Here is a 26,198-nt window from a genome sequence, read left to right as displayed (position 1 = left end):
CGTTAACAAGACGTTGACGTGCGAGCAATAAGCGCAAAACTGCTGGTCACAGCTTTGCTCAGGTCAGAGCGGTGAGCTTTTCGGTCACGGATGCGCATCCGGGGGCCGTCGCGGGGGCGACGTCGACGGGCACTGCGTTGAGGACCGCGTTGCCGGACAGCGGGTCGAGCAGACGGCCGTCCAGGAGCTGGTTGACGTTGACGCCGGGGTCGGTCGCGGCGTGGCTGAGCCGGATGCCGGGGCGGTTGTGACCCCAGCCGTGCGGCAGGCTCACCACGCCCCGGCGCACGTCGTCGGTGACCTCGGCCGGTGCGGTCACCTCTCCCCCGGCGCCCTTCACACGCACCGGTGCCCCGTCGCGCACGCCCAGCCGTTCGGCGTCCTCGGGGTGGATGTGCAGGGTGCAGCGGTTGGAGCCGCCGGTGAGGGCCGGCACGTTGTGCATCCAGCTGTTGTTCGAGCGGAGGTGGCGGCGGCCGACCAGGACGAGTCCGTCGGGTCGTTCGGCCAGGGCGCGCTTGAGGCGGGGCAGGTCGTCCGCGATCGGCCGCGGCAGCAGTTCCACCTTGCCGCTCCTGGTCTTCAGCGGCTGCGGCAGGCGGGGGCGCAGCGGGCCGAGGTCGATGCCGTGCGGGTGCGCGAGCAGCTTCTCCAGGGTCAGTCCCTCCGGTCGTACGCCGAAGCCGTCGCCGTAGGGGCCGAGGCGCAGCATCATGTCCAGGCGTCGCTCGGGGCCGGTGTCGCCGGCGAGCTGAGTGGCGAGTGCGCGGGGGTCACGGCCGTGGACGGGCGAGTGCGGTTCCTCGACGGCCTTGCCGAGGGTCTGGTCGATGACCATCTGGTCGACGGCGGCGGGATCGGCCCCGTGCATGCCCGTGACGGCCAGGATCAGCCGGGCCAGGATCTCCGTCTCCGCCATCCGGCCCGGCTCCAGCGGGATCGCGGGGCGGGTGTAGCGGACCTGGTTGCGGACGGCGAGGGTGTTGAAGGCGAAGTCGTGGTGCGGGCTCTGGGAGGGCGGGGGCGGGGGCAGGACGACGTCGGCGTGGCGCGAGGTCTCGTTGAGGTACGGGTCGACGCTGACCATGAAGTCGAGCGAGTCGAGCGCCCTGTCGAGCCGGTCGCCGTCGGGTGCGGAGAGCACGGGGTTGGCGGCGACGACGAGGAGCGCGCGCACCGGCTCGCCCTCCTCGGTGGCGGTGTCGATCTCCTCCGCGAGGGCGGAGAGGGGCAGCTCGCCCTTGGCTTCGGGGTGCCGGCTCACGCGGGAGTGCCAGCGCCCGAGGGCGAAGCCGCGGCCGGGCCCGGCGGGGCGCGGGGTCTTGTCGGTGGCGGCCTGCGGGAAGAGCGCCCCGCCGGGCCGGTCGAGGTTGCCGGTGAGGATGTTCAGGACGTCGACGAGCCAGCTGGCCAGAGTGCCGTGCGGGACGGTGCAGCTGCCGATGCGGCCGTAGACGGCGGCGGTGGGGGCGGCGGCGAGCTCTCGGGCCAGGGTGCGGATGACGCCGGCCTCGACGTCGCAGGCGGCGGCGACGGCTTCGGGGGTGAACTCCCGCAGGGCGTCGGCCACGTCCTCGACGCCCTGCACGTGCGGGATCGGTTCGGTGAGGCCCTCGTCGAAGAGCACCTGGGCCATCGCCGCCAGCAGCAGCGCGTCGGTGCCGGGCCGCACGGCGATGTGCCGGTCGGCGAGCTTGGCGGTGCGGGTGCGCCGCGGGTCGATCACGACGAGCGTGCCGCCCCGGGCCTTGAGCGCCTTGAGTTTGCCGGGGAAGTCGGGGGCCGTGCACAGACTGCCGTTGGACTCCAGCGGGTTGGCGCCGATCAGGAGCAGATGGTCGGTGTGGTCCAGGTCGGGCACGGGGATGGCGTTCGCGTCGCCGAAGAGCAGTCCGCTGGAGACGTGCTTGGGCATCTGGTCGACCGTGGAGGCGGTGAAGACGCTGCGGGTGCCGAGCCCGGCGAGCAGCACCGCCGGGTAGAGGGCGCCGGCCATGGTGTGCACGTTGGGGTTGCCGAGGACGACGCCGACGGAGTTCGGGCCGTACCGCTCGACGACTGGCCGGATGCCGGCGGCGACCGCGTCGAAGGCCTCCTCCCAGGTGGCCTCGCGCAGCTCGCCGTCCCTGCGCACGAGCGGGGCGCGCAGTCGGTCGGGGTCGGCGTCGACGGCACCGAAGGCGGCGCCCTTGGGGCAGATGAACCCCTTGCTGAAGACGTCGTCGCGGTCACCGCGGGCGTGGGTGACGCGTGTCCCCTCGATGGTGAGGGTCAGGCCGCAGGTGGCCTCGCACAGGGGACAGATACGCAGGGCGGTGCGGGACACGGGTCCTCCAGGGGCGGCGGCTACGGTGGCGCACGGACGCGCCCGAGCATACCGACCGGTATGCACGGAGGGGAGGCCCTGACCGGTGTCAGATCAGTCGAGCACCCGGGCCAGGTAGGCCCGCAGCATCTCCCGCATCTCCTGGATGATCTTCGGGTCCCCTTCCGGCGCGACCCGGAAGGCCAGGTGCACGAGGGTGTCGGCGGTCTCGACGGCGATGAGGAAGACCCGGCGCAGCTCCTCGTCGGGCTCGCGGCCGAGATAGCCGGAGAGGAGTTCGGTGAGGCGGTCGGCGACGCGGTGGTTGGGCTCGGTGCGGGCGCCGACCGGGATCTGGTTGCCGAAGTCGACGAGGGAGAAGCCGGGCGCGGTGCGCTTCATCTCCAGATACTCGTCGAGCACGGCGTCCATGGCCTCGCGCCAGCCGGCGTCGCCCGCCGTGCGCAGACGCTGGGTGACCCGCTCCGAGTAGCGTTCGAGGTTGCGCTGGGCCAGCGCGTCGACCATCTCGCGCTTGTTGCCGAAGAAGCGGTAGACCGAGCCGATGGGGACCGCGGCCCGCTGGGCGACGGCCCGGGTGCTCAGGTCGTCGTAGCCGACCTCGTCGAGGAGGTCGGCGCAGGCGTCGAGGATTCTGGCCAGGCGTTCGGCACTGCGCCGCTGGACGGGCGCACGACGGAGCGATGTCGCGTGGGGCACGGGCTCATGATGCCTTTCCGGCGCGCCCCGGTGAACCTCGCCCCCCGATCCGGGACCGGGCGTCCGACGCGTGCGTACGCGCCTGCCGCCGGTCGTCCGCACCCGGCGTGGCGCCGGGGCCGGGTGCCGACGCCGTGAGGTCGGCCGTGCTCTCCACGGGTATGCCGTCCACCGCCCACACCGTGCCGTCGTCGGCATGGAGTCGGGCCGTGACGCGGTGCGTACCCCGCGGCACGAGGCGCTCGGCGAGACGGTACTCGGGCGCCCGGAGCCGGGCGACCGGGCGGCCGTCCACGTAGAGCCGCGCGAGGCCGCGCCCGGCCACGGCCCGGGCTGCCGTACCGGCCGGGGAGAAGCGGAAGTTCCGCACGGTCAGACGGACGTCCCAGCCGCCGGCCGCTCCGGGCTGCACCTCGATGCCGACGTCGGGGGCGCCCCGCGGCGCCACCTCGCGGTAGGCACTCCCCTCCTGGTCCCGGTCCTCCAGAAGGCTGCCCACCGGTACGTGCCGCGCCCCGTCCTCCCGCGCCTCACCGGAGCCGCAGCCCGCGGATCCGGTCAGCAGGAGGACACAGACCGCGAGCACGGCGCCAGATCCCCGTGTCCACGACATGCCGGGGAGCGTAGAACAGGCGTCCGGTCCGGCGGATCGTCCTGGAGTCGGGTCCCTCTCCTCCGCAATGAGGAGTCCGGCACGGCCGCGCGTCCCTCTTGCGTCGGGGAAATCGCAATCCTACGGTGTTGCATAGGAATCGGGTGGCGCAGGAATCGGACCACAAGGGAGCAACGATCATGGGCGATGGGGGTACCTCCCGCGCGAGCGGGGTCGAGCGCGGGGAAGCGCGGAAGACCGCCGAAGGGCTGACCTACCTCTCCGGCTTCGGCAACGAGCACAGCTCCGAGGCCGTCCCGGGCGCACTGCCGGAGGGCCGCAACTCCCCCCAGCGGGCACCACTCGGGCTGTACGCGGAACAGCTGAGCGGTACGGCCTTCACCGAGCCCCGGGCCCACAACCGCCGCTCGTGGCTGTACCGGATCCGCCCGTCGGCCGCGCACCCGGCGTTCACCCGCACGCACAACGGCGCGATCCGCACCGCCCCCTTCACACAGACCGTGCCCGACCCCAACCGCCTGCGCTGGAACCCCCTGCCCGACCCGGCGCCGGAAACCGACTTCCTGGCCGGTCTGTGGACCCTGGGCGGCAACGGCGACGCCACCCAGCGCACCGGCATCGCCGTCCACCTCTACACCGCCAACGCCTCGATGGACCGGGTGTTCAGCGACGCCGACGGCGAGCTGCTGATCGTCCCGGAGCGCGGCGGGCTGCTGCTGCGCACGGAATTCGGTCTGCTCCATGTGGAGCCGGGCCATGTGGCGCTGATCCCGCGTGGGGTCCGCTTCCGTGTGGAGCTGCTCGACGAGTCCGCCCGCGGCTATGTGTGCGAGAACTACGGGGCGCCCTTCCGTCTCCCCGACCTGGGCCCGATCGGCGCGAACGGCCTCGCCAACCCCCGGGACTTCCGCGCCCCGGTCGCCGCGTGCGAGGACGTCGAGGGCCCGGTGGAGGTGGTGAACAAGTTCTGCGGCAACCTCTGGACGGCCACCTACGACCACTCCCCGCTCGATGTCGTCGCCTGGCACGGCAACCATGTGCCGTACGTCTACGACCTGCGCCGTTTCAATGTGCTCGGCACCATCACGTACGACCACCCCGACCCGTCGATCTTCACGGTGCTGACGTCCCCCTCGGACACGCCGGGCCTGGCGGGGGTCGACTTCGTGGTGTTCGCCCCGCGCTGGCTGGTGGGCGAGGACACGTTCCGGCCGCCGTACTTCCACCGGAACGTGATGACCGAGTACATGGGGCTGATCGAGGGCGCGTACGACGCGAAGGCGGAAGGCTTCGTGCCGGGCGGCGGCTCGCTGCACAACATGATGTCGGCGCACGGCCCGGACCGGGAGACCTTCGACCGGGCGAGCGCCGCCGAGCTGAGGCCGCAGAAGATCGACGACGGCCTGGCGTTCATGTTCGAGACGCGCTGGCCGATCACCCTGACCCCGCAGGCCGCCCGCGCCGAACACCTCCAGCAGCGCTACGACGACGTCTGGCAGGGCCTGGAGCGGCACTTCCGTCCCTTGCACTGAACATCCGAGACCGGTACGGATGGCCCGTGACCTCCTTCGCTCCGGACTCGATCGTCCTGAACCGCAAGCTGCCGCTCTGGTACCAGGTGTCGCAGTCGCTGCGCGCCTCGATCCTCGGCCGCTCGCCCCAGGACCCGCTGCGCCTGCCCACCGAGGAGCAGCTGGCCGGGCACTACGGCGTGAGCGTGCTGACCATGCGGCAGGCGCTGAAGGAACTGGAGGACGAGGGGCTCATCACGCGCCACCGCCGGCGCGGCACGTTCATCGAGCCGGACGTGCGCCGGGGCTCCCCGGTCCGGCTGCTGGGCTCGGTGGACGCGATCGTGGCCCAGCAGTCCGGCATGACGACCGAGCTGCTGGACCACGGCACCGCCCCGGTGCCCGCCGAACTCGCCGAGTTCTTCCCGGATCTGGCCGCGGTGGCGACGTACCACCGGCTGCGCAGCGACGAGAAGACCGGTGAGCCGACCAACCACGCCCGCAACTACGTGCGTCCCGAACTGGCCGCGCGCATCGACCTGGACGACCTGGTCCGGTGGCCCATGACCAAGGTGCTGCGGGATGTCGTCGGGGCGGACATCAGCCGCATCACGGACACGGTTCAGGCCCGGCTGGCCGACCCGGAGACGGCGAAACTGCTCCACGTCCCGCTGCTCAGCCCGATCCTGCACTACACGGGCATCACGTACGACGCCGACGGGCGGCCTCTGGACGTGGCCGTCATCCAGTACCGGGGGGACCGCTTCTCCTTCACGGTGACCCTGGAGGCGACCTGACCCGGGTGCCGGAGCCACACCGTACGATGCCCTGCGTGACGCACGACGACGCTCCGCTGCTGGCGGACCTCATGCCGTGGTCCGTCGCACCGCCGCGGCTCGGCCGGGGGTGGCCGGCGGGACCAGACGCGCCGTCCCTGAAGGCCCGCTGGGACGCCCTGCTGAAGGCCGAGGGACCCGACCGCGAGACCCTGTTCGAGCCGACCCGCTCACGCACGCCGCACACGGCGGTCGGCCAGTTGCCCGGCCAGGCCGGCAGCGGGACGGAGAAGCTGGCCCGCGCCTCGGGGCCGTGCCCGGAGCCGGTGCGCGTGCTGTACGCCCCCTTCGACGAGCAGTGGCTGATCCCCGACCAGCGGCTGATCGACGCGGCCCGCCCGGAGCTGTGGCGCGTGGCGGACGAACGTCAGGTCTTCGTACTGGAGGCACCCGAGGCCCCGGGCAGTGCCCGGCAAGTCCCACGCCTGCTCGTCACCTCACTGCTCCCGCTGCTGCGCCCGGGCCGGATCCGCCCGCTGTTCCGGCGGCCGGGCGGGCAGGAGCCCAACCTGGCGCCCGGCCTGCTGGAGCACCTGGGCACCCGTCTGGGCGGCGTCCCGACGCCTCTTGACGTGCTGGCATGGATCACGGCGACGGCACGCCCGGACCTCTCGGTCCCGCTCACCGGGGACGCCGACGCCTGGGCGCGAGGCCTGGAGCTGGGCCACCGGCTGCTGTGGCTGATGCGCCGCGACGGCCAACGCCCCAAGCTGCCCGGGGGCCGCCGCCCCTACGTCCGCGCCCCGCTGCCCTCCCGCCCCCTGGACCTGCGCTACGACCGGGACGAGGAGGCTCTGCTGCTGGACGAGGGCCGCGTCTCCCCGGTGCCGCCGGAGGCCTGGGACTTCGAGGTGGGCGGGGCGCGTGTCCTGGAGCAGTGGTTCGCGGCGCGCGTCGCCGAGGCCGAGCCGGGCACACTCGCCGCGATCCGCCCCGCGACCTGGCCCCAGGCCTGGACGTCGGAGCTGCTGGAACTGATCACGGTCCTGGCCCTGCTGGCCGAACTGCGCCCCCTGGAGGAGCCGGAGGTCCCCGACCCGGTCACGGCGACCGAGCTGCGCGAGGCCGGCGTCCTCCCGGTACCGGCCTCGGCCCGCCGCCCGGCCTCGGTACTGGACGGCCCCGAGGAGGGCCCGGAGGGGCAGCTCGCCCTGCTGTAGCGCGTCAGCGCAGGTCGGGGTCGTAGGCGTCCAGGACGTGTTCGAGGGCCCGCCTGAACACCGCCTCCAGGTCGGCCGGCCCGCTCCGCTCCATGAAGGCGGCGGCCAGTCGCGGACCTGGTGGCCACAGCCGCCGGGACGGTGCCGTTCCTGCTGCCGCCGCTGTCCAGCGCGTGCATCCCGACGAGCGGGCTGCCGGGGCTGGCTGCTGTGGTGCGCCGTGCTGCTCGGGGTGTTCGTGCCGTCGGCCGTGCGTCAGTACGCGCACGGAGAGCGGTGAAGGGGCGGCCGGAACACCGGATCCGGACGATGCCGCCGGTCATTGCCGGGCGGGGATGGGGCACCGTCTGGGGCGGGCCGCGCTCGGGTACGCACCTGGCGCCGCTGCGTGCCGTGGGGATGACGGACGACGAGTGCGCAGCGTGGCACCAGGGGCGGTGTGACCGCCCGAGCGCGGGCCCCTACTTGCCGCCGAACAGCGAGCGGCGCAGCCTGCGCAGCGGTGCGAAGAGCGAGACGCGACGCACGCGCGCTCCCCTGCCACTGCGGTCGTGCGGCTGACGCGCGGTCAGTTCACGCATCAGAGAGGTCGCCTCGACCGTCTCCCGCTGCGGGACGGCAGGGCCGCCCAGCACCGAGAGGTGGCGGTCGAGGCGCGAACTGGTCGCGCTGCTCCCGCAGGTGATCGCAGGGACCCTCGCCCTGCTGCGCACTGTTATCTGTTCCATGTCACTCCCCACCCGTACGAGTCCACCCGGCCCGGGCAGGTTAACCCTATCGCCCCGTCCGGGCACTCGTGTATCGCGGTCACAGGATTCACCTTCCCCATAAGGGGGTTGACGATGTATTCCCGATTACTTTCCGAATCCGACAGATTTCAGGGCGAGTTGGACGATCGGCTGGCTGGTGGGCTGCGGCGATCCGCCGTCGGGCTCGACGGTTACGGCCAGTGACGTGGCGGAGGCGCCGAGACCCGTGGCGACCAGGGGCGTGTCGCCCTCGAAGAGGCCCAGGGAGCGTGGTTGCGCGCCCGGGCGCATGAGCCACAACTGGTGCACTCGGCCGCCGGGCGGGGCACCGTATCCGCCGAGGGTGACCACCGCGCTCCCCTCCGAGGCGGAAGCGATCACTCCGATGGTTCGGCCCCGCCCGTCCCGGCCGCTGCTCGCGCGGGCGTCCGGAGCCGCGAGAACGTGGGCGATCTCACGTGAGCGGTCCCGCTCGGCGGTCAGCTGATCCTGGGTCCGGTCCGCCTGCACCGCGAACAGCGAGGCGACGACGAGGGCCGCGGCGGCGGTGGCCGTGGCGAAGGGCACGAACAGCGGGATCCGGCGACGCTGCCGCGGTGGCGGCTGGGTACCCCACACGTGCGGCGGCAGCTGCGGCGCACGCGCCCGTGCCGGCTCACGTGCCGCGTTCTGCGGCGCCGGATCCTGCGGAGTGGTCCGTACGGCGGCCATGACCCGGTCGCGCAGGGCGGCGGGGGGCGGGGCGGCGGCGGACCAGGCGAGCCGGACGGCGTCCTCGGACAGGGCGCGCACCTCGGCGGCGCAGCGGCCGCAGTCCCTCAGGTGCTTCTCGAAGCGGACCCGCTCCGGGGGTTCCAGGGCGTCGAGCGCGTAGGGCGCGGCGAGCGAGTGCGGGTCCTCGCGGCGGAAGAGACTCATGCCACGCCTCCCAGGCACTCGCGCATCCGGGTCAGCCCGTCGCGCATCCGCGTCTTGACGGTCCCCAGCGGCAGGGAGAGCCGCTCGGCCACCTCACGGTAGGTGTAGCCCTCGTAGTAGGCGAGGGTGACGGACTGGCGCTGGAGTTCGGTGAGACGGTCCAGGCAGACGCGTACCCACTCGCGTTCGAGTCCCGCCTCGACCTCCTCGGTGACCTGGTCGAAGGCCGGGTGGTGGGCGCGCCAGGCCTCCCGCTGCTCACGCTCGCCGGCGGCGCGGGCGCTGCGCACCCGGTCGACGGCACGGCGGTGGGCGAGGGTGAGGATCCACGACATCGCGCTGCCCCGCCCCGGGTCGAACTTCGCCGCCGAGCGCCACAGTTCGAGCAGCACCTCCTGAGCCACCTCCTCCGACTGGGCGAGGTCGCGCACCACGCGCCGTACGAGCCCGAATACCGGGCCGGACACCAGCCCGTACAAGTCCTCGAAGGCCTGCTGGTCGCCGCCCGCCACGCGCAGCAGCAGTTCGTCCGCCTCCACTCGGTCCCCCTCTCCCAGGCCGCACGGGGCCTGTCCCCTCATACGAGGCATTCGCAACGCACACACCTCCGGATGGGGTTACGGATGAGCACGCCGAAAACGCGGGTCGCCCGGCGATGAAACAACTTTGCCGACGCGCCGTAAGAACGTTTGAGATTCGACCAATCCGCTTCGCTGACCGCTCCGAATGGCGTGTGTCAGGCAAGTTGGCACTGAGGACGGACGGCATGACACCTTTCTCCAGGACCGGTGAGACCGGTGCGACCGGTGTGGGACGCAGGAGCATCGCGACCGCGATCTGTGGTGCGCTGGCCGCCGGCGGGCTCGCAGCCGCCGGTGTGACCGCGCTGGAACCCGAGGCGGCCTCCGCCTCCAGTCACCGCGAGGCCCCGCTGATCTCGGGGACCCCGCAGTACGACAACACCGACGTGTACGCGTTCGTCAGCCCGGACAAGCCGGACACGACGACCATCGTCGCGAACTGGATCCCGTTCGAGGAACCCGCCGGCGGGCCCAACTTCTTCACGTTCGCCGAGGACGCCCAGTACGACCTGCGCATCGACAGCGACGGTGACGCGCAGGAAGACCTGCTGTTCCGGTACACGTTCAAGACGCACACGAAGAACGACAAGACGTTCCTGTACAACACGGGCCCGGTCGAGAGCCTCGACGACCCCGACCTCAACATCACGCAGACGTACGACCTCGAGCTGATCAAGCTGAAGCACCTGAAGGCGGTGTCGAAGACCAAGGTCGCCGACGACGTGCCCGTGGCGCCGTCGAACGTCGGCAAGGCGTCGATGCCGGACTACAACACCCTGCGCAAGCAGGCGATTCACAAGCTCGCCGGGGGCGCCCAGACGTTCGCCGGGCAGGCCGACGACCCGTTCTTCCTGGACCTGCGCGTCTTCGACCTGCTGTACGGCGGGAACCTCTCCGAGGTCGGCAACGACACGCTCAAGGGCTACAACGTCAACACCATCGCCCTCCAGGTCCCCAACAGCTTCATCACCCAGTCGCACGACCAGCCGGTCGTCGGCATCTGGTCGACGACGCAGCGCAAGAACGCCCAGGGCTACTTCGCGCAGGTCTCCCGCCTCGGCAACCCGCTGGTGAACGAGGTCGTCAACCCGCTGAAGGACAAGGACACGTTCAACGCGTCCGCGCCCCGGGACGACGCCCAGTTCCTGAAGAACGTCACCAACCCGGAGCTGCCCAAGCTCATCGAGGGGATCTACGAGATCCCGGCGCCGGACGAGCCGCGCAACGACCTGGTCGACGTGTTCCTCAAGGGTGTCAAGGACCTCAACCAGCCGCCGCACGTGACGCCGTCGGAGCAGCTGCGCCTCAACACCTCGATCAAGCCGGCCGCCAAGCCCAAGCGGCTCGGTGTCCTCGACGGTGACAACGCCGGCTTCCCGAACGGCCGTCGCCTCACCGACGACGTGATCGACGCCTCGCTCCAGGTCGTCGAGGGTGAGCTGCTGGGTGCGAAGAACGACCTGGGTGACGCGGTCGACAAGAACGACAAGGACTTCGAGAAGGCCTTCCCGTACGTCGCCCTGCCGACGGAGGGGTCGCGCGGTCCGCTCGCCAAGGGCGTGGACGGCGGCAACGACGTCCGCAGCCAGCTCGGCGACGCGCTCCAGCCGGCCGAGGCGCAGAGCTCGGACGACATGCGCCTGATCGCCGCGTCCGCCGGGGCCGGCGCGGGCGGCATCGTCCTGATCGGCGCGGCCCTCATGTGGTGGCGCCGCATGCGGAACCGGGCGTACTGACCCGTTCCGCTCCCACCGACCGGCGCGGCCCGTCTCCCGTCCCCCACGGCACGGGCCGCGCCTCTGTCCCACCCCACCGCACCCGCACAGCCGACCGAGGAGAGGCCATGCCTCCGCGTACGACGGACAGCGCACCGGAGAGGCGCGACGACGACCACCCCCGCCCGGACCAGCAGACCGACGGACAGCGGCCGGTGGGGCGGGGCCCGCGGCGAGCCTCCGTGCCGGGAGAGGGCGCGGTGGCCGAAGCGGGCGACGCCGCCGAAGGCGAGCCTGACGGGCACGGCAGCCCTCCCGCCGGGAACGAGGGCGACGCCGGCGTCGAGCCGCGCGTGGCCGCGATACGGCGGGCCGCTGACGGGGGGCGGCGTTGGCGGGCCGTTCATCTGGCCGGATGTGCCGCGCTGTTGGCGGTCGCGCTGACCGGTGGAGCCATCGCCTTCGGGGGTACGGGGAACGGCCGGGCGGGGGCCGGTGCCGAGGCCGTGTCCGCGGCCGGGGCGCCGGCGGCCGGTGTGCTGGCCCGGGGGGATCTCGACGCGGGGATCAGGTCCCTGCAGAAGCATCTGCGCGCCCAGCCCAGGGACTTCGGCAGCTGGGCCACCCTCGGGACCGCCTACGTCGAGCAGGCCCGGACGAAAGGCGACCCCTCTCGCTACCCGCAGGCCGAGCGCGCGCTGAAGCGCTCCCTGGAGCTTGACCCCGGCAACGACCAGGCCCTCGCCGGCCGTGCCGCCCTCGCCGCCGCCCGGCACGACTTCACCGGCGCGCTGAAGGACGCCGACCGGGCCCTGAAGCAGAACCCCTACAACGAACGCGCCCTGTGCACGCGTATCGACGCCCTCGTCGAGCTCGGACGGTACGAGGACGCCGCCGAGGCCGCCCGCACCGCCGACGACAGGCGCCCCGGGGTGCCCGTCTTCACGCGGTACGCGTACGTCAACGAGCTGCGCGGTGACGTACGTACGGCGCGTGACGTCCTGGAGCGCGCCCTGGAGGCCGCCGGCTCCCCCGGCGACATCGCGTACGTCGCCACCGCCCTCGGGCAGCTCGCCTGGAACCAGGGCGAGTACAAGACGGCGCTCGGCCACTACGCCCGCGCCCTCGCCGCCGACGAGGACTACCTCCCCGCCCTGGAGGGCCGCGCACGCGCCCAGGCCGCGAACGGCGACCGGGCCGCCGCCGTCGAGGGACTGGAGCAGGTCGTCGCCCGCTTCCCGCTGCCCGGCCCGCTCGTCGCCCTCGGCGAGCTGTACGAGGACCGGGGCGCCGACGGGGACCGGGCGAAGGCGGGTGACCAGTACGCCCTCGTCGACGCCTGGACGTCCCTCGCCCGCGCGGGCGGTGTCAACGCCGACCTCGACTCGGCCATGGCCGCCGCCGACCACGGCGACAAGAAGGAGGCCCTGCGCGCCGCCCGCGCCGAGTGGAACCGCCGGCACAGCGTCCACACCGCCGACGCCCTCGCCTGGGCCCTGCACGTCAACGGCCGCGACGGGGAAGCCCTGCCGTACGCCCGGCGCGCCACCGGTACCGGCTACCGCAACGCCGGCTTCCTGTACCACCGGGGCGTCATCGAGCACGCCACCGGCAACGACCGCGAGGCCCGCGACCACCTGAAGGCCGCGCTCGACCTGAATCCCGGCTTCTCCCCGCTCGGCGCCCGCGAGGCCCGTACCGCGCTCAAGGATCTGGAGGGGACCAGGTGACCCTGCGCCGCCTGTTCGCGTCCGGTGCCGCCGTCCTCACGGCCGCCTGCGCGCTCACCCTGCTGCCCGCCGGCGCGGCGAGCGCCCACCCGCTGGGCAACTTCACCGTCAACCGCTACGACGGCCTGGTCGCCGCCCCCGGTGAACTCCGCGTCCACCACGTCGAGGACCTCGCCGAGATCCCGGCCACCCAGGCGGGACCGGACATCGAGCGACTGGGCATGACCCTGTGGGCCCGCGAGCGGTGCGCCGCGGCCGCCGCGGACAGCAGGGTCACCGTCGACGGCCGCGGCACCCCGCTCACCGCCGAGCGCAGCCACGCGCGCGTGCGGCCCGGGCAGGCGGGGCTGGACACCCTCCGCGTGGAATGCGAGCTGACCGCGCCCCTCCCGTCCGGCGAGTCGGACAGGACCGTGTCGCTCGGCTTCCGTGGCGCGGGCGACTCCTCCGGCCCGGGCTGGCGGGAGATCACGGCGCGGGGCGACCGTATGACGCTCACCGAGTCGGACGTCCCGGAGAAGTCGATCTCGGCCGAACTGACCCGCTATCCGGCGGAGTTGCTCTCCTCCCCGGCCGACACCGCGGCCGCCGCCCTGCGCGTGCGCCCCGGCGGTGCGGCCCTGGCCGAGGAGGAGCCGGAGGCCCCCGCCGCCTCCGTACTGCCGCGCGGCGCCGACCGCTGGACGCGGGCCCTGGACGACCTGGTCGCCCGGCACGACCTCACCCTGGGCTTCGCCGCGCTGGCCCTGCTCATCGCCGTCGTCCTCGGCGCGATGCACGCGCTCGCCCCGGGCCACGGCAAGACCATCATGGCCGCGACGGCGGCGGCCCGGGGCGGCCGGGCCAGGATGAAGGACGTCCTGCCGATGGCCGCCTCGGTGACGGTCACCCACACTCTGGGCGTGGTCGCCCTGGGCCTGCTGGTCACGGCCGGTTCGGCGGCGGCCCCCTCGGTGATCGCCTGGCTGGGCGTCGCCAGCGGCCTCCTGGTGACCCTGGCGGGCGCGAGCCTGCTCCGCCGCGCCCTGCGCAACCGCGCGCACACCCACCCCCACGGCCCGGGCGGCCACACCCACACACACGACGACGAGAACCACAGCCACAGCCACGCGCACGACCACGACCACGACCACCACGGTCACGATCACGACCACCCGCACGACCACAACCGCCCCCACTCCCACCCCCACACGGTCGAGCACCCCCACACGGTCGAGCACACCCACGGCGGGTTCACCCACTCCCACCCCGTCGCCCCCACCCTGCGCGGCACGATCCTCATGGGCTTCGCGGGCGGGCTCGTGCCCAGCCCGTCCGCCGTGGTGGTGCTCGTCGGTGCCGCGGCCCTCGGGCAGGCCTGGTTCGGTCTGCTGCTGGTCGTCGCCTACGGCGTCGGGCTCGCGCTCACCCTGACGGCCGCCGGGTACGCCGTCGTCAAGGCGGGCAGCGGGATGACCCGGCTCCTGGACCGGCGCCCCCGCTGGACGGGGGGCCCGATGGCGGCCCTGGTGCGCCGGACCGCGCCCCTCGGCTCGGCCTTCGCCGTCGTGATCCTCGGGGCCGGACTGGTGTTCAAGGGGGCGGCATCCGCACTGGGCTGAGTTACGTTCGTGAGGAAATCCGACGTCATGGGGAAAACAGACCTCATGGAGATTTCGCCCGGCTGCGAATGGGGGCGCCGTGTCCGAAGAACCGGGCCATGAGCGTGTGATCGCGGGCCGCTACCGGCTCCTGGCACCGCTCGGCGAGGGCGGTATGGGGACGGTGTGGCGCGCCCGCGACGAGGTGCTGCACCGCGAGGTCGCCGTCAAGGAGGTGCGCGCCCCGGCGGGGCTCGCGGGCGACGACGTGCGGCGGATGTACGCCCGGCTGGAGCGGGAGGCGTGGGCGGCGGCCAGGGTCGCCAACCGGAACGTGGTCACGGTGTACGACGTGGCGACGGACGAGGGCCGGCCGTGGATCGTCATGGAGCTGGTCCGCGGGCTCTCCCTGGCCGAGGTCCTGGAGGCCGAGGGCCCCATGCCGCCGCAGCGTGCCGCGCACATCGGCGCCGAGGTGCTGGCCGCGCTGCGGGCCGCGCACGAGGCCGGGGTGCTGCACCGGGATGTGAAACCGGCCAACGTGCTGATCGCGAACGACGGCCGGATCGTGCTCACCGACTTCGGGATCGCCATGGTCGAGGGCAGCTCCGCGCTGACCATGACCGGGGAGGTCATCGGCTCGCCCGAGTTCCTCGCCCCGGAGCGGGCGCTCGGCCGTACGCCGGGCCCGGAGTCCGACCTGTGGTCGCTCGGCGTGCTGCTGTACGCGGCGGTCGAGGGCCACTCCCCGTTCCGTCACGACACCCCGCTGAGCACGCTGCGCGCGATCGTCGACGAGGAGCTGCCGCCGCCGTACCGGGCCGGTCCGCTCGCCCCGGTCATCGAGGGGCTGCTGCGCAAGGATCCCGCGCAGCGGCTGCCGGCCGAGCAGGCCGAGCGGGACCTGCGGGCCATCGGCGCGGGCGGCTCGCCGAGCGGGCAGACCGTGCGGGCCGTCCCGCCGACGCTCGCGGGCCGTCCCGAGCCCTCGCCCACGCCCCCGATGCCCTTCCCGGGGCAGCCGGTGCCGTCCGGCTCGGGCGGGACGACGACGGCCACCGGCCGGGACCGCGACCGCCGGGCGGGCCGGGTGCTGGTCGCGGGCGTGGTCGCGCTGGCGCTCGCGGTGGGCGGACTGACGTACGCGCTGCTGAACCGCGGGGACGGCCCCGGGAACAACGACAGGGGTGCCGGGGCGAGTACGCCCGCCGAGACCAAACCGCAGAACACCGCGAGCGAGAAGTCCAGTCCTTCTCCGACACCGAGCGAGAGCGAGAGCGAGCGGAGCAGTCCGCCGCCGCAGTCGGTGCGGGTCGGCCTGGACGGCACGCGCACGGACTACTCGGGCCCGTGTCCGCCGCCGGGTGCCCGGGCGCCGAGGTTCACGGCGACGTTCACGGTGGGGCGGCTGCCGGCCGAGGTGCGCTACCGCTGGGTGACGCGGGACGGCTCGGAGCTCGACGGTGGCTGGAAGACGCTGTCGTTCCGGGAGGGCGACGGCCGTACGCGGCAGGACGCGGTGACCGTGACGACCGAGGCGGAGAGCGGGACGTTCGAGAACGAGATCAGTGTCGAGGTGCGGGAGCCGGTGCGCACGACGTCCGAGTCGGTGCCGTTCTCGATCACGTGCGAGACGGAGACCCCGACGGGCGGGGCCTCCCCTTCTCCTTCGGACTCGGACACGGATTCCGGCACGGGTTCGGACACGGAGTCGGACACCGACTCCGGCTGAGCGGTCAGTCGTTGGCGTTGAGCACGGGCAGATAGCCGCCCGACTGGCCGGGTGCCTTCGGGTGGTACGACTCGCCGATGTTGAGCCAGTTGACGCTGTGCAGCCAGGAGTCGCCGGAGCAGATCTCGTGGCCGGTGAAGGTGCCGCGCACGTCGCCGAAGGTGAAGCCGTGGTTCGCGGCGCGCTTGGCGATGGCCGTGTTGAGGTGGTCGGAGGCGTCGTTGATGGCCTTGCGCTTGGTCTCGGAGAGGCCGAGGCAGGTGGTGCCGAGCTTGTAGAAGCGGGGGTAGCCGAGCACGACGACGTGGGCGTTGGGGGCCTTGGAGCGGATCGCCGAGTACACGCTGTCGAGCTTGCCGGGCAGCGTGGAGTCGACGTACGCGCGTGCGGTGTTGATGCGGGAGACGCAGGCGCTGTCGGACTGGGTCACACAGGTCGTCATGACGTCGGCGAATCCGGCGTCGTTGCCGCCGACGCTGAGGGAGACGAGGGCGGTGGCGCTGCTCAGCGGGCCGAGCTGTCCGGACAGAACATCACCCGTTCGGGCGCCGGAGCAGGCCGTGAAGTCGAACGTCGAGGGTGAATGGGCGGTGGCCCAGAGGTAGGGGTAGGCCTTCGTGCTGCGCTTGCAGTCGCCGCTGGAGCTGATGTAGCTGCCGGCGCCCACTCCGGAGGAGTAGGAGTCACCGAGCGCTGCATATCCGCCAGTTGCGGCGAGTGCGGACGCCTGCGCCGTGGCTGCCCCGGTGAGGGCGGTGCCGGCGGCGAGGAGGAGCGAGCTCACGAAGACGACAAGTCGGGAACGTCTCATGGAACCTCCCTTAGCAGGATCTCTGCCACAACCGTCGTAGCAGCTACGCGTGTTGACAGGAAGTGTCCATGCCAAGTCTTTTCGGCCCTTTCCGGGACGCTCGCGGCGCGTTCACCTCACGGCTTGTTACGCCCTGGGCACCTCTTGTTACGCGCTCATGACAGATTTGTTGACTAGTGCTCAACTCTCTTGTTCTACGCCGGTAGTTGGTCGACGCTTTACTCCGTCCGAGAGCGGAACGCGACGCTCCCGGCCGTGTGCGCGAGCACGCGCACAACCCCCACATGACGCGCGCCCCACCCAGGCGCGCGCCGCCTAGAGGAGGAATCCCTCGTAATGGCACAACTGCGCAGCAAGAGACTCGGGCTCGCCGCGATCACCCTGTCGGCGACCGCCGCCCTCGTGGGCGGGCTCACCGCCCTCCCCGCCCAGGCCGCCGCTCCCGCCGAGGGCCGGGTGCTCGCCGCGGACTCCCCGGACGCGATCAAGGACAGCTACATCGTCACGCTCAAGAAGAGCGCGGGCCTGAAGGCGTCCTCTGCCGCGGGCAAGGACCTCGTCGAGGAGTACGGCGGGTCCGTGCGCAAGACGTTCGGCAAGGCGCTGAACGGCTACTCCGCCACCCTGTCCGCCACCGAGGCGAGGCGCCTCGCCGCCGACCCCGCGGTGGCCTCCGTCGAGCAGAACCAGCGCGTCCAGCTCGCCGACACCACCCAGTCCAACGCCCCCTGGGGCCTGGACCGGATCGACCAGACCTCCCTCCCGCTCTCCGGCACCTACACCTACCCGGACAGCGCGGGCAGCGGCGTGACGGCCTACGTCATCGACACCGGCGTGCGCATCACCCATCAGCAGATCAGCGGGCGGGCCTCCTACGGCTACGACGCCGTCGACGGCGACACCACCGCCTCCGACGGCAACGGCCACGGCACCCACGTGGCCACCACGATCGCGGGCTCGACGTACGGCGTTGCCAAGAAGGCGAAGGTCGTGGCCGTGCGCGTGCTGAACAACAGCGGCTCCGGCACCACGGCCGGTGTGATCGCGGGCATCGACTGGGTGACGAAGAACCACTCCGGCCCCTCGGTCGCCAACATGTCGCTCGGCGGCGGCGTCTCCACCGCGCTGGACACGGCGGTCCGCAACTCCATAGCCAGCGGCGTCACGTACGCCGTCGCCGCGGGCAACAGCAGCACCACCGCCTCCTCGTCCTCCCCGGCCCGGGTCGCCGAGGCGATCACCGTCGGCGCCACCACCAGCACCGACGCCAAGGCGAGCTACTCCAACTACGGCTCGGCCCTGGACATCTTCGCGCCCGGCTCCTCCATCACGGCCGGCTGGCACACCAGCGACACCGCGACCAACACCATCTCCGGCACCTCGATGGCCACCCCGCACGTCGCGGGCGCGGCGGCGGTCTACCTGGCGGGCCACACCTCCTCCACCCCGGCCCAGGTCGCCTCCGCCCTGGTCGGCGGCGCCACCACCGGCAAGGTCACCAGCGCGGGTTCGGGCTCGCCGAACCGGCTGCTGAAGCTCGTACCGTAACCGGAACCTGAACAGCCGTTCCCCGGAGGCGGGTTGAGCCTCCGGGGAACGGCTGTTTCCGTCACCGGAACCTTTCAACTCGCGCCCCACGAAACGCATCCCGCAACGACAAACCCAGCAAAAACGTGAGAGGCCGTTCCAGGTCTTGCCATACGGGTTCAATCGTCAATACCGTCATACATCTCACCCGCATCGGTCCGTCAGCACGCGGCTCTAGGGGAGGGCTCAAGGACCGCGACGAACCGGCGCGGGGCGCGGTAGGGGGGTGCCGTGCTCGGTGACCGCAACTGTCTCCGGGCCGTGCCGCGCGGTCGGCTGCCGTTTTCCGCTGCCGGCCAGCTTTGCCAGCTCACCCGGCGTGCCCGAAGCTCCATCTCGGCGTGCCACGGGTGAGAACCCCCCTTTCGAACCGGATTGGATCCGGACTGCCCTGGGGGGGCGGTCCACCGGACGAGAGGGACCAGACTCATGAGCTCAGTTCTGCAGCCGGCCGCGGCGGAGCAGCATCCGCCGACCGCCGGGAAGTACCGGCCCGTCTCCTCTCACCTGGCCATAGCGCCGCCGGTGAGCGTGGTCATCCCGGCCATGAACGAGGCGGAGAACCTTCCGTACGTCTTCAAGACCCTGCCCGACTGGATCCACGAAGTGGTCCTGGTCGACGGCAACTCCACCGACGACACCGTCCAGGTGGCCCGCGAGCTGTGGCCCGAGGTCAAGGTCGTCGAACAGCGCGGCAAGGGCAAGGGCGACGCCCTGATCAGCGGGTTCCAGGCGTGCACCGGCGACATCATCGTGATGGTCGACGCGGACGGCTCGGCGGACGGCAACGAGATCGTGTCGTACGTCTCCGCCCTGGTCTCCGGCGCGGACTTCGCCAAGGGCTCCCGCTTCGCCAACGGCGGCGGCACGGACGACATGACCTTCATCCGCAAACTCGGCAACTGGGCACTGTGCACGGTCGTCAACCGCAAGTTCGGCGCCCGCTACACCGACCTGTGCTACGGCTACAACGCGTTCTGGCGGCACTGCCTCGACAAGATCGACCTCGACTGCACCGGTTTCGAGGTCGAGACCCTGATGAACATCCGGGTCGTCAAGGCCGGGCTCAAGGTGCAGGAGATCCCGAGCCACGAGTACCTGCGCATCCACGGCACCAGCAATCTGCGGGCCGTGCGCGACGGGCTGCGCGTGCTCAGGGTGATCCTGCAGGAGCGCTCCAACCGCCGGGCACTGCGCCGCCGTTCGCCCCAGTCGCCGCTGGTCGACCCGGTCCGGGGAGAGGTGTCTTGAGCGGTCCCGGCATCTCCGTCGTGATCTGCGCGTACACCGAGGACCGCTGGGAGGACATCCTCGCGGCGGTCTCCTCGGTACGGGCGCAGTCACGGCCGGCCCTGGAGACGCTGCTGGTCGTCGACCACAACCAGGCCCTTCTGGACCGTCTCGGCAAGGAGTACAAGGAAGTCGGGGACGTGCGGGTGCTCGCCAACGCGGGCCCCCGCGGCCTGTCCGCCGGCCGCAACACCGGGATCGCCGCCGCGCGCGGCGAGGTCGTCGCCTTCCTCGACGACGACGCCGTGGCCGAGCACGACTGGCTGCTGCGCTTCGCCGAGGCGTACACCGACCCGCGCGTGCTGGCGGTCGGCGGGCGCACGGAGCCGGTCTGGGCGTCGGGGCGGCGGCCCGCCTGGTTCCCCGAGGAATTCGACTGGGTGGTGGGCTGCACCTACCGGGGCCTGCCGCGCGGCCGGGTCCGGGTGCGCAACGTGCTCGGCGGCAACGCCTCGTTCCGCCGCAGCGCCTTCGACGCGGCGGGCGGCTTCGCCACCGGCATCGGCCGGGACGGCGACAGACGCCCGCTGGGCTGCGAGGAGACGGAACTGTGCATCCGCCTCAGCCGGGCCCGGCCCGACGCGGTCCTGCTGATCGACGACCGGGCGGTGATTCACCACCGGGTGCCCGAAACCCGTGAGCACTTTGGCTACTTCCGGACGCGCACGTACGCCGAGGGCCTGTCCAAGGCGCTGGTGGCCCGGAGCGTCGGCGCCGACAAGGGACTGGAGTCCGAACGCCGGTACGCCACCCGGGTTCTGCCGGCCGGGGTGGCCCGGGGGCTGCGGGACGCCCTGCTGGCCCGGCCGGGTGGTGCCGGGCGGGCGGGGGCGATCGTCGCGGGGGTGCTGACGGCGGCGGCCGGGTACGTGGTGGGCTGCGTGCGGGCCCGCCGGGGCGGGACCACGTTCTCGGTGCCCGAAGTGGAGGTGGCGGTCCGTGAGTGACGTCCGCGTACCGATCCTCATGTACCACGCGGTCGCGACCGACCCGAACGACGCGACCCGCGCCCTGTCCGTGACCCCCGAGGCGTTCGCCGAGCAGATGGCGGTGCTCGCGGACCGGGGTCTCACCCCCGTCACCACCGCCGGGCTGGCGGCGTGCTGGCGCTCGGGCCGCGCGCTGCCCGAGCGACCGGTCCTCATCACCTTCGACGACGGCTACGAGGGAGTGCACCGGCACGCCCTGCCCGTGCTGGCCAAGCACGGCTTCCCGGCCACCCTGTTCGTCTCGACGGGGTGGATCCGGGGACCGTACGACACCGGCGGCGGCCTGGACACCATGCTGGACTGGGACCAGGTGCGCGAGCTCGCGTCGGCGGGCGTCGAGATCGGCGGGCACAGCCACAGCCATCCGCAGCTCGACCAGGTCTCCGACGCCACGCTGAGGTTCGAGCTGATCCACTGCAAGGAGATCGTCGCCGACCAACTGGGCGCCGTACCGGCCTCGTTCGCCTATCCCTACGGCTACTCCAGCCGCCGGGTCCGGCAGGCGGTGCGCGAGACGGGGTACGCCCAGGCCCTCGCCGTCGGCAACGGACTCGCGCGCCGCGCGCAGGGACCGTACGCCCTGCGGCGCGTGACGGTACGCCGCAGCACGGGCACCGAGGAGTTCGAGCGGCTGGCCGAAGGCCACGCGATCGCCCGTACGTTCGCCAGGGACCGGGCCCTGACCAAGGGGTACGCCGTGGTCCGCAGGACCCGCCAGGCACGCCGGCTCGTCTCCCGCACCGGGGCCTGACCCGCACCTGGAACACGCCGCGTGCACCGGGAAACCGGGTGCACGCGGCGCCCTCGTGCCGGATCATGGCGGCATGTCTGGAAACCCGCACGAGGCGCTGCCGATCCGGCTCAACGTCGACGACTCCGACTCCCCGTCCGATGTCGTCGACGCGCTGTTCCTCGGCCGCTTCGCGACGGGCGAGCAGCCGTACTCCCACGCGGTGAACATCGACCGCGTTCGGTCCGGGGCGACGCTGATGCCGCCCGGCGCCCGTGTGCTGCGCGCCGCCCGGGACGACGACCGCAGCGCGACCCTCGCCGAGGGCGACGGCTGGACGCTGCTGATCTCCCGCTGGAACCGGGGCGCCGACGTCACGGTGACCGCGACCAGCGCCGAGCTGGCGAAGAAGATCCTCGACCAGGCCACGGACGGCGCGGCGGACGAACCCGAACCGCAGCCGGAGAACGTCACGATGGGCTTCTGGTACGTCTCCCCGCGTCGCGGCCCACACCGCACCACACGCCAGATCGCGGCGGGCACCTGGGACGAGGTCCGGCCCAACTACACGGCGCCGGTGGCGGACGCCATGGACCGCCTGATGAAGACGACCCCCGAGGACATCTCGGGCCGCCTTCTCCTCCTGCACGGCCCGCCGGGCACCGGCAAGACCTCCGCGCTGCGTACGCTCGCGCGTTCCTGGCGGGACTGGTGCCAGGTGGACTGCGTCCTGGACCCCGAGCGGCTGTTCAGTGACGTCGGCTATCTGATGGACATCGCGATCGGCGAGGAGGACGCGGCGGGCAAGGGCCGCTGGCGGCTGCTGCTTCTGGAGGACTGCGACGAGCTGATCCGCGGCGAGGCCAAGCACACGGCGGGCCAGGCGCTGTCGCGGCTGCTGAACCTGACGGACGGACTGCTCGGCCAGGGCCGCAACGTCCTGGTCGGGGTCACGACCAACGAGGACCTGGAGCGCCTGCACCCCGCCGTCGTCCGGCCCGGCCGCTGCCTGGCCCGGATCGAGGTGGGCCCGCTGACCCGCGCGGAGGCGGTGAGCTGGCTGGGCCGCGAGGAGGGCATCGGCCGCGAGGGCGCCACGCTGGCCGAGCTGTACGCGCTGCGCCGGGGCACGTCCCCGACGGCCCTGCCGGAGCCGCGCGGGGACGCCGACGCCGGGCTGTATCTGTAGGAGGTCCGCGCGCGATCGGTAGGAGGTCCCCGCGCGCCGGTGTTTTGATGGGTCTATGACCCTGTTCGTCGGCACGTCCGGGTGGCAGTACAAGGACTGGCGGGACGTCCTGTACCCGTCCGGGCTGCCGATGCGGCTCTGGCTGGAGGAGTACGCGGGGCACTTCGCCACCGTCGAGATCAACAACGCCTTCTACCGGCTGCCGGCCCGCGAGACTTTCGAGGACTGGCGGGGCCGGGTGCCCGCGGACTTCGTGGTCGCGGTGAAGGCGAGCCGCTATCTGACCCACATCAAACGGCTCAAGGACCCCGAGGAGCCGGTCGGCCGCCTGATGAGCCATGCGGCGGGCCTCGGCGACCGGCTCGGCCCGGTGCTGCTCCAGCTCCCGCCCAACCTGCGCGCCGACCCGGGCCTGCTGGACGCCTGCCTGTCCTGCTTCCCCGCCTCGACCCGGGTCGCGGTCGAGCCCCGGCACGACTCGTGGTGGACGCCTCAGGTCCGCAGGGTCCTGGAGTCCCGGCGCGCGGCCCTGTGCTGGGCCGACGTCCTGGCCCGCCCCGCGACCCCGCTGTGGCGCACCACCGACTGGGGCTACGTCCGCTTCCACCAGGGCCGCGCCCGGCCCTGGCCCCACTACGGCCGCCGCTCGCTGGCCACCTGGCTCGACCGCATCGCCACGACCTGGCCCGGCGGCGAGGACGTCTACGCGTACTTCAACAACGACCCGGGAGGCGCGGCGGTGGAGGACGCCATGACGTTCGCGCGGCTGGGGCGGTCGGCGGGCCTGGAGCTCACCCGGACACCCGACCGGCCGGCGCGGACCGGCTGAACCATGCCGCCCTACTCCCCCTGAGCCGCCCGCAGGGCATCCCGTACCGCGCTGAGCGCCGCGTCCTCCCCCTGCCCGAGCCTTCGGGCCCGCTCCGCATAGGCCTGGGCGGCGACCGCCAGCTCCCGCTCCGCCGCCGAGCCGGCGGCGGCCACGAACGTGCCGTGGCGGCCCCGCGTCTCGATCACGCCGTCCGCCTCCAGCGCGCGGTACGCCTTGGCGACCGTGTTCGCGGCGAGCCCCAGCGACTCGGCCAGCCCCCGCACGGTCGGCAGCCGGTATCCCACCGGCAGCTCACCGGACCGCGCCTGCTCGGAGATCCGCGCCCGCACCTGCTCGTACGGCGGAGCGCTGTCGTCGATGTCGATCTTCAAGGTCACAGGCCGATTGTCCCGTACCCGACGGAAAATGGGAGGCACCCCGGGCGCGCTCCCGCGTAGCGTGCGCCTCCATGACCGTGATCGTGCGCGACCTGCGACCCGATGTCCGAGCCGACGCCGAGGGGTTCTCCCACACGCGCCGCCTCGCCCTGCCGTACATGCTGTCCACGCCCGAGTCCGTGGTGCACACCCTGACCCATGCCCACCCGGACGCCCACTTCGGGCAGCTCGTCGCCGAGGAGGACGGCGAGATCATCGGCACGGCCCAGGTCAGCGTCGCCCACGAGAGCCCGGAACCCGGCCAGGGCTCCGCCAACATCTACGTGCGCCCCGACCGCAGGCAGCGCGGCGCCGGTTCGCTGCTGCTGCGCACGGCCGAGGAGCGGCTGGCCTCGCTGGGCGTCCGGAAGCTGTTCACCTGGGTGCTGGACGAGCCGGACAACGTGGCCTTCGCCGAACGGCACGGCTTCCGGGCCAGCCGTTCCGCCTACTTCATGCGCCTGGACCTGACGGCCGGCACGCTGCCGCCCCGCCAGGACCCGCCGGCGGGCGTCGAGCTGCGCACGGCCGCCGACTTCGCGGACGACCCGCGCCCGATGTTCGTACTGGACGCGGAGACGGCGGCGGACGAACCGAGCGACATCGAGGCCGAGTTCACGGACTACGAGGCGTGGCTCGAGGAGAACTGGAAGCACCCTCTCCTCAGCCGCGAGCTGACCACGGTCGCGGTCGTCGACGGCCGCCCGGCCGCCTTCAGCGTGGCTCACACGGACGGCAGCCGCTACGGGACCGCCATGACCGGCACCGCCCGGGCCTTCCGCGGCCGGGGCCTGGCGAAGCTCGCCAAGAACGACTCCCTGCACCGGGCCCTGGCGGCGGGGTATACGGAGGCGTTCACCGGAAACGACACCGGCAACGAACCGATGATCGCCATCAACAAGTGGTTCGATTACGAGATCTGTGCGAAGGAAGTGCGCTATGTCCGTGAACTCGGCTGACTGCTCCGGCCGGATCGACGTCGTGCTCGTCAAGGCGGGCCGTACGAAGATCCGCTACACCGGCGAGCTCCTGACGGACGACGGCACCCGCGTCGCGGTCCGCGCCCCCTGGGCGGGCAGTGGCGTCCGCGACTTCGGCTTCGTCCGCTTCGAGCCCGGGGACGTCTTCACGGAGTACTACTGGCGTGACCGCTGGTACGCGGTGAAGGAGGTCCGCTCCGCCTCGGGCGCGCTGAAGGGCTGGTACTGCGACATCACCCGCCCCTCCGTACGCTCCGGTCCGGAGCTGGTCGTGGAGGACCTCGACCTGGACCTGTGGGTCTCCGCGGACGGCACGGACGTACGACGCCTGGACGAGGACGAGTTCGCCGCCAGCGGCCTCGCCGAGTCGGACCCCGGCGCCGCACAAGCCGCCCTGGCCGCCCTCGACGAACTGGAGTCACTCTCCCGCGGCGACGGCATCACCGCGCTCCTGGCCTGAGCCGCCGCTCACGGCCACCACCGCATACCGCTCGTCGGTCACCACCCCGCCCCACAGCAGGGAATCGCCGGACAGCTGCTCCACGCTCACCTGCCCGGCGATCGGCGCGAGCAGACCGGCGAGCCGCTGCGCCGGCATCCCGACCGGCGCGGTCGTCCCCCACACGCCCTCGACCAGCACGAGCCGCCCGCCCGGCCGCAGCAGCCCGGCCCAGTGCCGCAGGGCGCGGCCGGGCTCGGGCAGGGCCCACAGGACGTGCCGGACGAGCACGGCGTCGAAGCGCTGCTCCCCGACCGGCGGCGCCGCCGCGTCACCGACGAGGAACACCGCGTCCCGCCCGGCCAGCTTCCGCCGGGCGAGCGCCACCATCGCCGGGGAGAGATCCACGCCCGTCACCCGGTGTCCCTGCTCGGACGCGAGGAGCGACAGACTGCCGGTGCCGCAGCCGAGATCGAGGAGGTCGCCGGCGCGCCCGGGCAGCCAGGAGCGCAGCCGCGCGGCCCAGGCCCGGCGCACCTCCGAATCGCGCAGCCCGTGGTCCGGCTCCTCGTCGAAGGAGGCCGCTCGCGCGTCCCAGTCCACGTCTGCGCCGGTGTTGGCCGAGGTCATGCCGTCACTGTCGTTCGCCATGGGCCCAAGAGTGACACCCGCCACTGACACTCGAATCGTGACAGCCGCCACTGACAGACCAGGAGCGATGAGGAACTCTCCCCCGAAAGGTCTACCTCCGTGAGAACGCGGAACCCGGTAGACCCTTAAGGAGG

25 protein-coding genes are annotated in these 26,198 nt (G+C 72.6%); 15 read left to right on the top strand and 10 right to left on the bottom strand.

Annotated elements, in window-relative coordinates:
* Positions 1–58: 58 nt before the first annotated feature.
* From AC07F0_RS32465 to AC07F0_RS32455, 3 genes are all read right to left on the bottom strand, one after another.
* The gene (locus tag AC07F0_RS32465) at positions 59–2,326 is read right to left on the bottom strand and encodes a molybdopterin oxidoreductase family protein (RefSeq protein ID WP_478983555.1); all 2,268 of its coding nucleotides are present in this window, start codon (positions 2,324–2,326) and stop codon (positions 59–61) included.
* Positions 2,327–2,419: 93 nt separating this feature from the next.
* On the bottom strand, positions 2,420–3,025 hold the full coding sequence (locus tag AC07F0_RS32460; protein ID WP_478983554.1) for a TetR/AcrR family transcriptional regulator: 606 nt from the start codon (positions 3,023–3,025) through the stop codon (positions 2,420–2,422).
* 4 nt (positions 3,026–3,029) lie between these two features.
* On the bottom strand, positions 3,030–3,638 hold the full coding sequence (locus AC07F0_RS32455; protein ID WP_478983553.1) for a hypothetical protein: 609 nt from the start codon (positions 3,636–3,638) through the stop codon (positions 3,030–3,032).
* Positions 3,639–3,817: 179 nt separating this feature from the next.
* Here AC07F0_RS32455 and hmgA point away from each other — a divergent pair, with 179 nt between their 5' ends.
* The 3 genes from hmgA to AC07F0_RS32440 are packed head-to-tail and all read left to right on the top strand — an operon-like array spanning position 3,818 to position 7,145.
* Positions 3,818–5,170 carry a homogentisate 1,2-dioxygenase gene (gene hmgA / locus AC07F0_RS32450; protein ID WP_478983552.1) on the top strand — a complete coding sequence of 451 codons (1,353 nt, stop codon included), beginning with the start codon at positions 3,818–3,820 and terminating at the stop codon, positions 5,168–5,170.
* A 26-nt stretch (positions 5,171–5,196) separates the two neighbouring features.
* Complete coding sequence (locus AC07F0_RS32445) at positions 5,197–5,946, top strand: GntR family transcriptional regulator (RefSeq protein WP_478983551.1); 750 nt, start codon at positions 5,197–5,199, stop codon at positions 5,944–5,946.
* A 26-nt stretch (positions 5,947–5,972) separates the two neighbouring features.
* Positions 5,973–7,145: a type ISP restriction/modification enzyme gene (locus AC07F0_RS32440; protein ID WP_478983550.1), complete on the top strand. Its 1,173-nt coding sequence runs from the start codon at positions 5,973–5,975 to the stop codon at positions 7,143–7,145.
* A gap of 4 nt (positions 7,146–7,149) precedes the next feature.
* Here AC07F0_RS32440 and AC07F0_RS32435 read toward each other — a convergent pair whose 3' ends face one another.
* The 4 genes from AC07F0_RS32435 to AC07F0_RS32420 all read right to left on the bottom strand — a co-directional run bounded on the left by AC07F0_RS32435 (position 7,150) and on the right by AC07F0_RS32420 (position 9,351).
* A complete protein-coding gene (locus AC07F0_RS32435) occupies positions 7,150–7,413 on the bottom strand; it encodes a hypothetical protein (RefSeq protein WP_478983549.1) in 264 nt (87 codons plus the stop codon).
* A gap of 193 nt (positions 7,414–7,606) precedes the next feature.
* The gene (locus AC07F0_RS32430; RefSeq protein WP_037671693.1) at positions 7,607–7,873 is read right to left on the bottom strand and encodes a hypothetical protein; all 267 of its coding nucleotides are present in this window, start codon (positions 7,871–7,873) and stop codon (positions 7,607–7,609) included.
* 126 nt (positions 7,874–7,999) lie between these two features.
* Positions 8,000–8,812 (bottom strand): anti-sigma factor, encoded by an 813-nt coding sequence (locus tag AC07F0_RS32425; protein WP_478983548.1) that lies wholly within the window; start codon positions 8,810–8,812, stop codon positions 8,000–8,002.
* Positions 8,809–9,351 carry a sigma-70 family RNA polymerase sigma factor gene (locus AC07F0_RS32420; protein WP_436730519.1) on the bottom strand — a complete coding sequence of 181 codons (543 nt, stop codon included), beginning with the start codon at positions 9,349–9,351 and terminating at the stop codon, positions 8,809–8,811. Before AC07F0_RS32420 ends, AC07F0_RS32425 begins: the two co-directional genes overlap by 4 nt.
* A gap of 227 nt (positions 9,352–9,578) precedes the next feature.
* Here AC07F0_RS32420 and AC07F0_RS32415 point away from each other — a divergent pair, with 227 nt between their 5' ends.
* The 4 genes from AC07F0_RS32415 to AC07F0_RS32400 all read left to right on the top strand — a co-directional run bounded on the left by AC07F0_RS32415 (position 9,579) and on the right by AC07F0_RS32400 (position 16,150).
* A complete protein-coding gene (locus AC07F0_RS32415; protein ID WP_478983547.1) occupies positions 9,579–11,129 on the top strand; it encodes a DUF4331 domain-containing protein in 1,551 nt (516 codons plus the stop codon).
* A 107-nt stretch (positions 11,130–11,236) separates the two neighbouring features.
* Positions 11,237–12,838, top strand: a complete 1,602-nt coding sequence (locus AC07F0_RS32410; protein ID WP_478983546.1) for a tetratricopeptide repeat protein — start codon at positions 11,237–11,239, stop codon at positions 12,836–12,838.
* Complete coding sequence (locus AC07F0_RS32405) at positions 12,835–14,439, top strand: nickel transporter (RefSeq protein ID WP_478983545.1); 1,605 nt, start codon at positions 12,835–12,837, stop codon at positions 14,437–14,439. Before AC07F0_RS32410 ends, AC07F0_RS32405 begins: the two co-directional genes overlap by 4 nt.
* Before the next feature lie 79 nt (positions 14,440–14,518).
* Positions 14,519–16,150, top strand: a complete 1,632-nt coding sequence (locus AC07F0_RS32400) for a serine/threonine-protein kinase (protein ID WP_478983544.1) — start codon at positions 14,519–14,521, stop codon at positions 16,148–16,150.
* 4 nt (positions 16,151–16,154) lie between these two features.
* Here the strand turns inward: AC07F0_RS32400 and AC07F0_RS32395 are convergent, their stop codons facing one another.
* Positions 16,155–16,961, bottom strand: a complete 807-nt coding sequence (locus AC07F0_RS32395; protein ID WP_478983543.1) for an SGNH/GDSL hydrolase family protein — start codon at positions 16,959–16,961, stop codon at positions 16,155–16,157.
* 336 nt (positions 16,962–17,297) lie between these two features.
* Here AC07F0_RS32395 and AC07F0_RS32390 point away from each other — a divergent pair, with 336 nt between their 5' ends.
* From AC07F0_RS32390 to AC07F0_RS32365, 6 genes are all read left to right on the top strand, one after another.
* A complete protein-coding gene (locus AC07F0_RS32390) occupies positions 17,298–18,509 on the top strand; it encodes a S8 family peptidase (protein ID WP_478983542.1) in 1,212 nt (403 codons plus the stop codon).
* Positions 18,510–18,977: 468 nt separating this feature from the next.
* A complete protein-coding gene (locus AC07F0_RS32385; RefSeq protein WP_478983541.1) occupies positions 18,978–19,799 on the top strand; it encodes a glycosyltransferase family 2 protein in 822 nt (273 codons plus the stop codon).
* Positions 19,796–20,785, top strand: a complete 990-nt coding sequence (locus tag AC07F0_RS32380) for a glycosyltransferase family 2 protein (RefSeq protein ID WP_478983540.1) — start codon at positions 19,796–19,798, stop codon at positions 20,783–20,785. Before AC07F0_RS32385 ends, AC07F0_RS32380 begins: the two co-directional genes overlap by 4 nt.
* Complete coding sequence (locus AC07F0_RS32375; protein WP_478983539.1) at positions 20,778–21,578, top strand: polysaccharide deacetylase family protein; 801 nt, start codon at positions 20,778–20,780, stop codon at positions 21,576–21,578. Before AC07F0_RS32380 ends, AC07F0_RS32375 begins: the two co-directional genes overlap by 8 nt.
* 73 nt (positions 21,579–21,651) lie before the next feature.
* Positions 21,652–22,746, top strand: a complete 1,095-nt coding sequence (locus AC07F0_RS32370; protein WP_436729287.1) for a DUF5925 domain-containing protein — start codon at positions 21,652–21,654, stop codon at positions 22,744–22,746.
* 55 nt (positions 22,747–22,801) lie between these two features.
* A complete protein-coding gene (locus tag AC07F0_RS32365) occupies positions 22,802–23,575 on the top strand; it encodes a DUF72 domain-containing protein (RefSeq protein ID WP_478983538.1) in 774 nt (257 codons plus the stop codon).
* A gap of 11 nt (positions 23,576–23,586) precedes the next feature.
* Here AC07F0_RS32365 and AC07F0_RS32360 read toward each other — a convergent pair whose 3' ends face one another.
* Complete coding sequence (locus tag AC07F0_RS32360) at positions 23,587–23,955, bottom strand: GntR family transcriptional regulator (RefSeq protein ID WP_478983537.1); 369 nt, start codon at positions 23,953–23,955, stop codon at positions 23,587–23,589.
* Between the two features lie 71 nt (positions 23,956–24,026).
* Here AC07F0_RS32360 and AC07F0_RS32355 point away from each other — a divergent pair, with 71 nt between their 5' ends.
* Positions 24,027–24,953, top strand: a complete 927-nt coding sequence (locus AC07F0_RS32355; RefSeq protein ID WP_478983536.1) for a GNAT family N-acetyltransferase — start codon at positions 24,027–24,029, stop codon at positions 24,951–24,953.
* The gene (locus AC07F0_RS32350; protein WP_478983535.1) at positions 24,934–25,434 is read left to right on the top strand and encodes a ribonuclease FAU-1 family protein; all 501 of its coding nucleotides are present in this window, start codon (positions 24,934–24,936) and stop codon (positions 25,432–25,434) included. Before AC07F0_RS32355 ends, AC07F0_RS32350 begins: the two co-directional genes overlap by 20 nt.
* Here the strand turns inward: AC07F0_RS32350 and AC07F0_RS32345 are convergent.
* Positions 25,393–26,064 carry a class I SAM-dependent methyltransferase gene (locus tag AC07F0_RS32345; RefSeq protein ID WP_478983534.1) on the bottom strand — a complete coding sequence of 224 codons (672 nt, stop codon included), beginning with the start codon at positions 26,062–26,064 and terminating at the stop codon, positions 25,393–25,395. The genes AC07F0_RS32350 and AC07F0_RS32345 overlap by 42 nt on opposite strands.
* Positions 26,065–26,198 lie beyond the last annotated feature (134 nt).

Source organism: Streptomyces sp. NPDC045955 (assembly GCF_056430805.1).
The sequence above is the reverse complement of the archived record's forward strand: the minus strand, read 5'-3'. Positions and strand labels throughout refer to the sequence as shown.

Bases quoted from the DNA above. Each gene is read 5' to 3' on its own strand.
- AC07F0_RS32455 (WP_478983553.1), bottom strand. From the start codon at position 3,638: ATGTCGTGGACACGGGGATCTGGCGCCGTGCTCGCGGTCTGTGTCCTC.
- hmgA (WP_478983552.1), top strand. From the start codon at position 3,818: ATGGGCGATGGGGGTACCTCCCGCGCGAGCGGGGTCGAGCGCGGGGAA.
- AC07F0_RS32440 (WP_478983550.1), top strand. From the start codon at position 5,973: ATGCCCTGCGTGACGCACGACGACGCTCCGCTGCTGGCGGACCTCATG.
- AC07F0_RS32430 (WP_037671693.1), bottom strand. From the start codon at position 7,873: ATGGAACAGATAACAGTGCGCAGCAGGGCGAGGGTCCCTGCGATCACC.
- AC07F0_RS32425 (WP_478983548.1), bottom strand. From the start codon at position 8,812: ATGAGTCTCTTCCGCCGCGAGGACCCGCACTCGCTCGCCGCGCCCTAC.
- AC07F0_RS32415 (WP_478983547.1), top strand. From the start codon at position 9,579: ATGACACCTTTCTCCAGGACCGGTGAGACCGGTGCGACCGGTGTGGGA.
- AC07F0_RS32410 (WP_478983546.1), top strand. From the start codon at position 11,237: ATGCCTCCGCGTACGACGGACAGCGCACCGGAGAGGCGCGACGACGAC.
- AC07F0_RS32395 (WP_478983543.1), bottom strand. From the start codon at position 16,961: ATGAGACGTTCCCGACTTGTCGTCTTCGTGAGCTCGCTCCTCCTCGCC.
- AC07F0_RS32390 (WP_478983542.1), top strand. From the start codon at position 17,298: ATGGCACAACTGCGCAGCAAGAGACTCGGGCTCGCCGCGATCACCCTG.
- AC07F0_RS32385 (WP_478983541.1), top strand. From the start codon at position 18,978: ATGAGCTCAGTTCTGCAGCCGGCCGCGGCGGAGCAGCATCCGCCGACC.
- AC07F0_RS32370 (WP_436729287.1), top strand. From the start codon at position 21,652: ATGTCTGGAAACCCGCACGAGGCGCTGCCGATCCGGCTCAACGTCGAC.
- AC07F0_RS32365 (WP_478983538.1), top strand. From the start codon at position 22,802: ATGACCCTGTTCGTCGGCACGTCCGGGTGGCAGTACAAGGACTGGCGG.
- AC07F0_RS32355 (WP_478983536.1), top strand. From the start codon at position 24,027: ATGACCGTGATCGTGCGCGACCTGCGACCCGATGTCCGAGCCGACGCC.
- AC07F0_RS32350 (WP_478983535.1), top strand. From the start codon at position 24,934: ATGTCCGTGAACTCGGCTGACTGCTCCGGCCGGATCGACGTCGTGCTC.
- AC07F0_RS32345 (WP_478983534.1), bottom strand. From the start codon at position 26,064: ATGGCGAACGACAGTGACGGCATGACCTCGGCCAACACCGGCGCAGAC.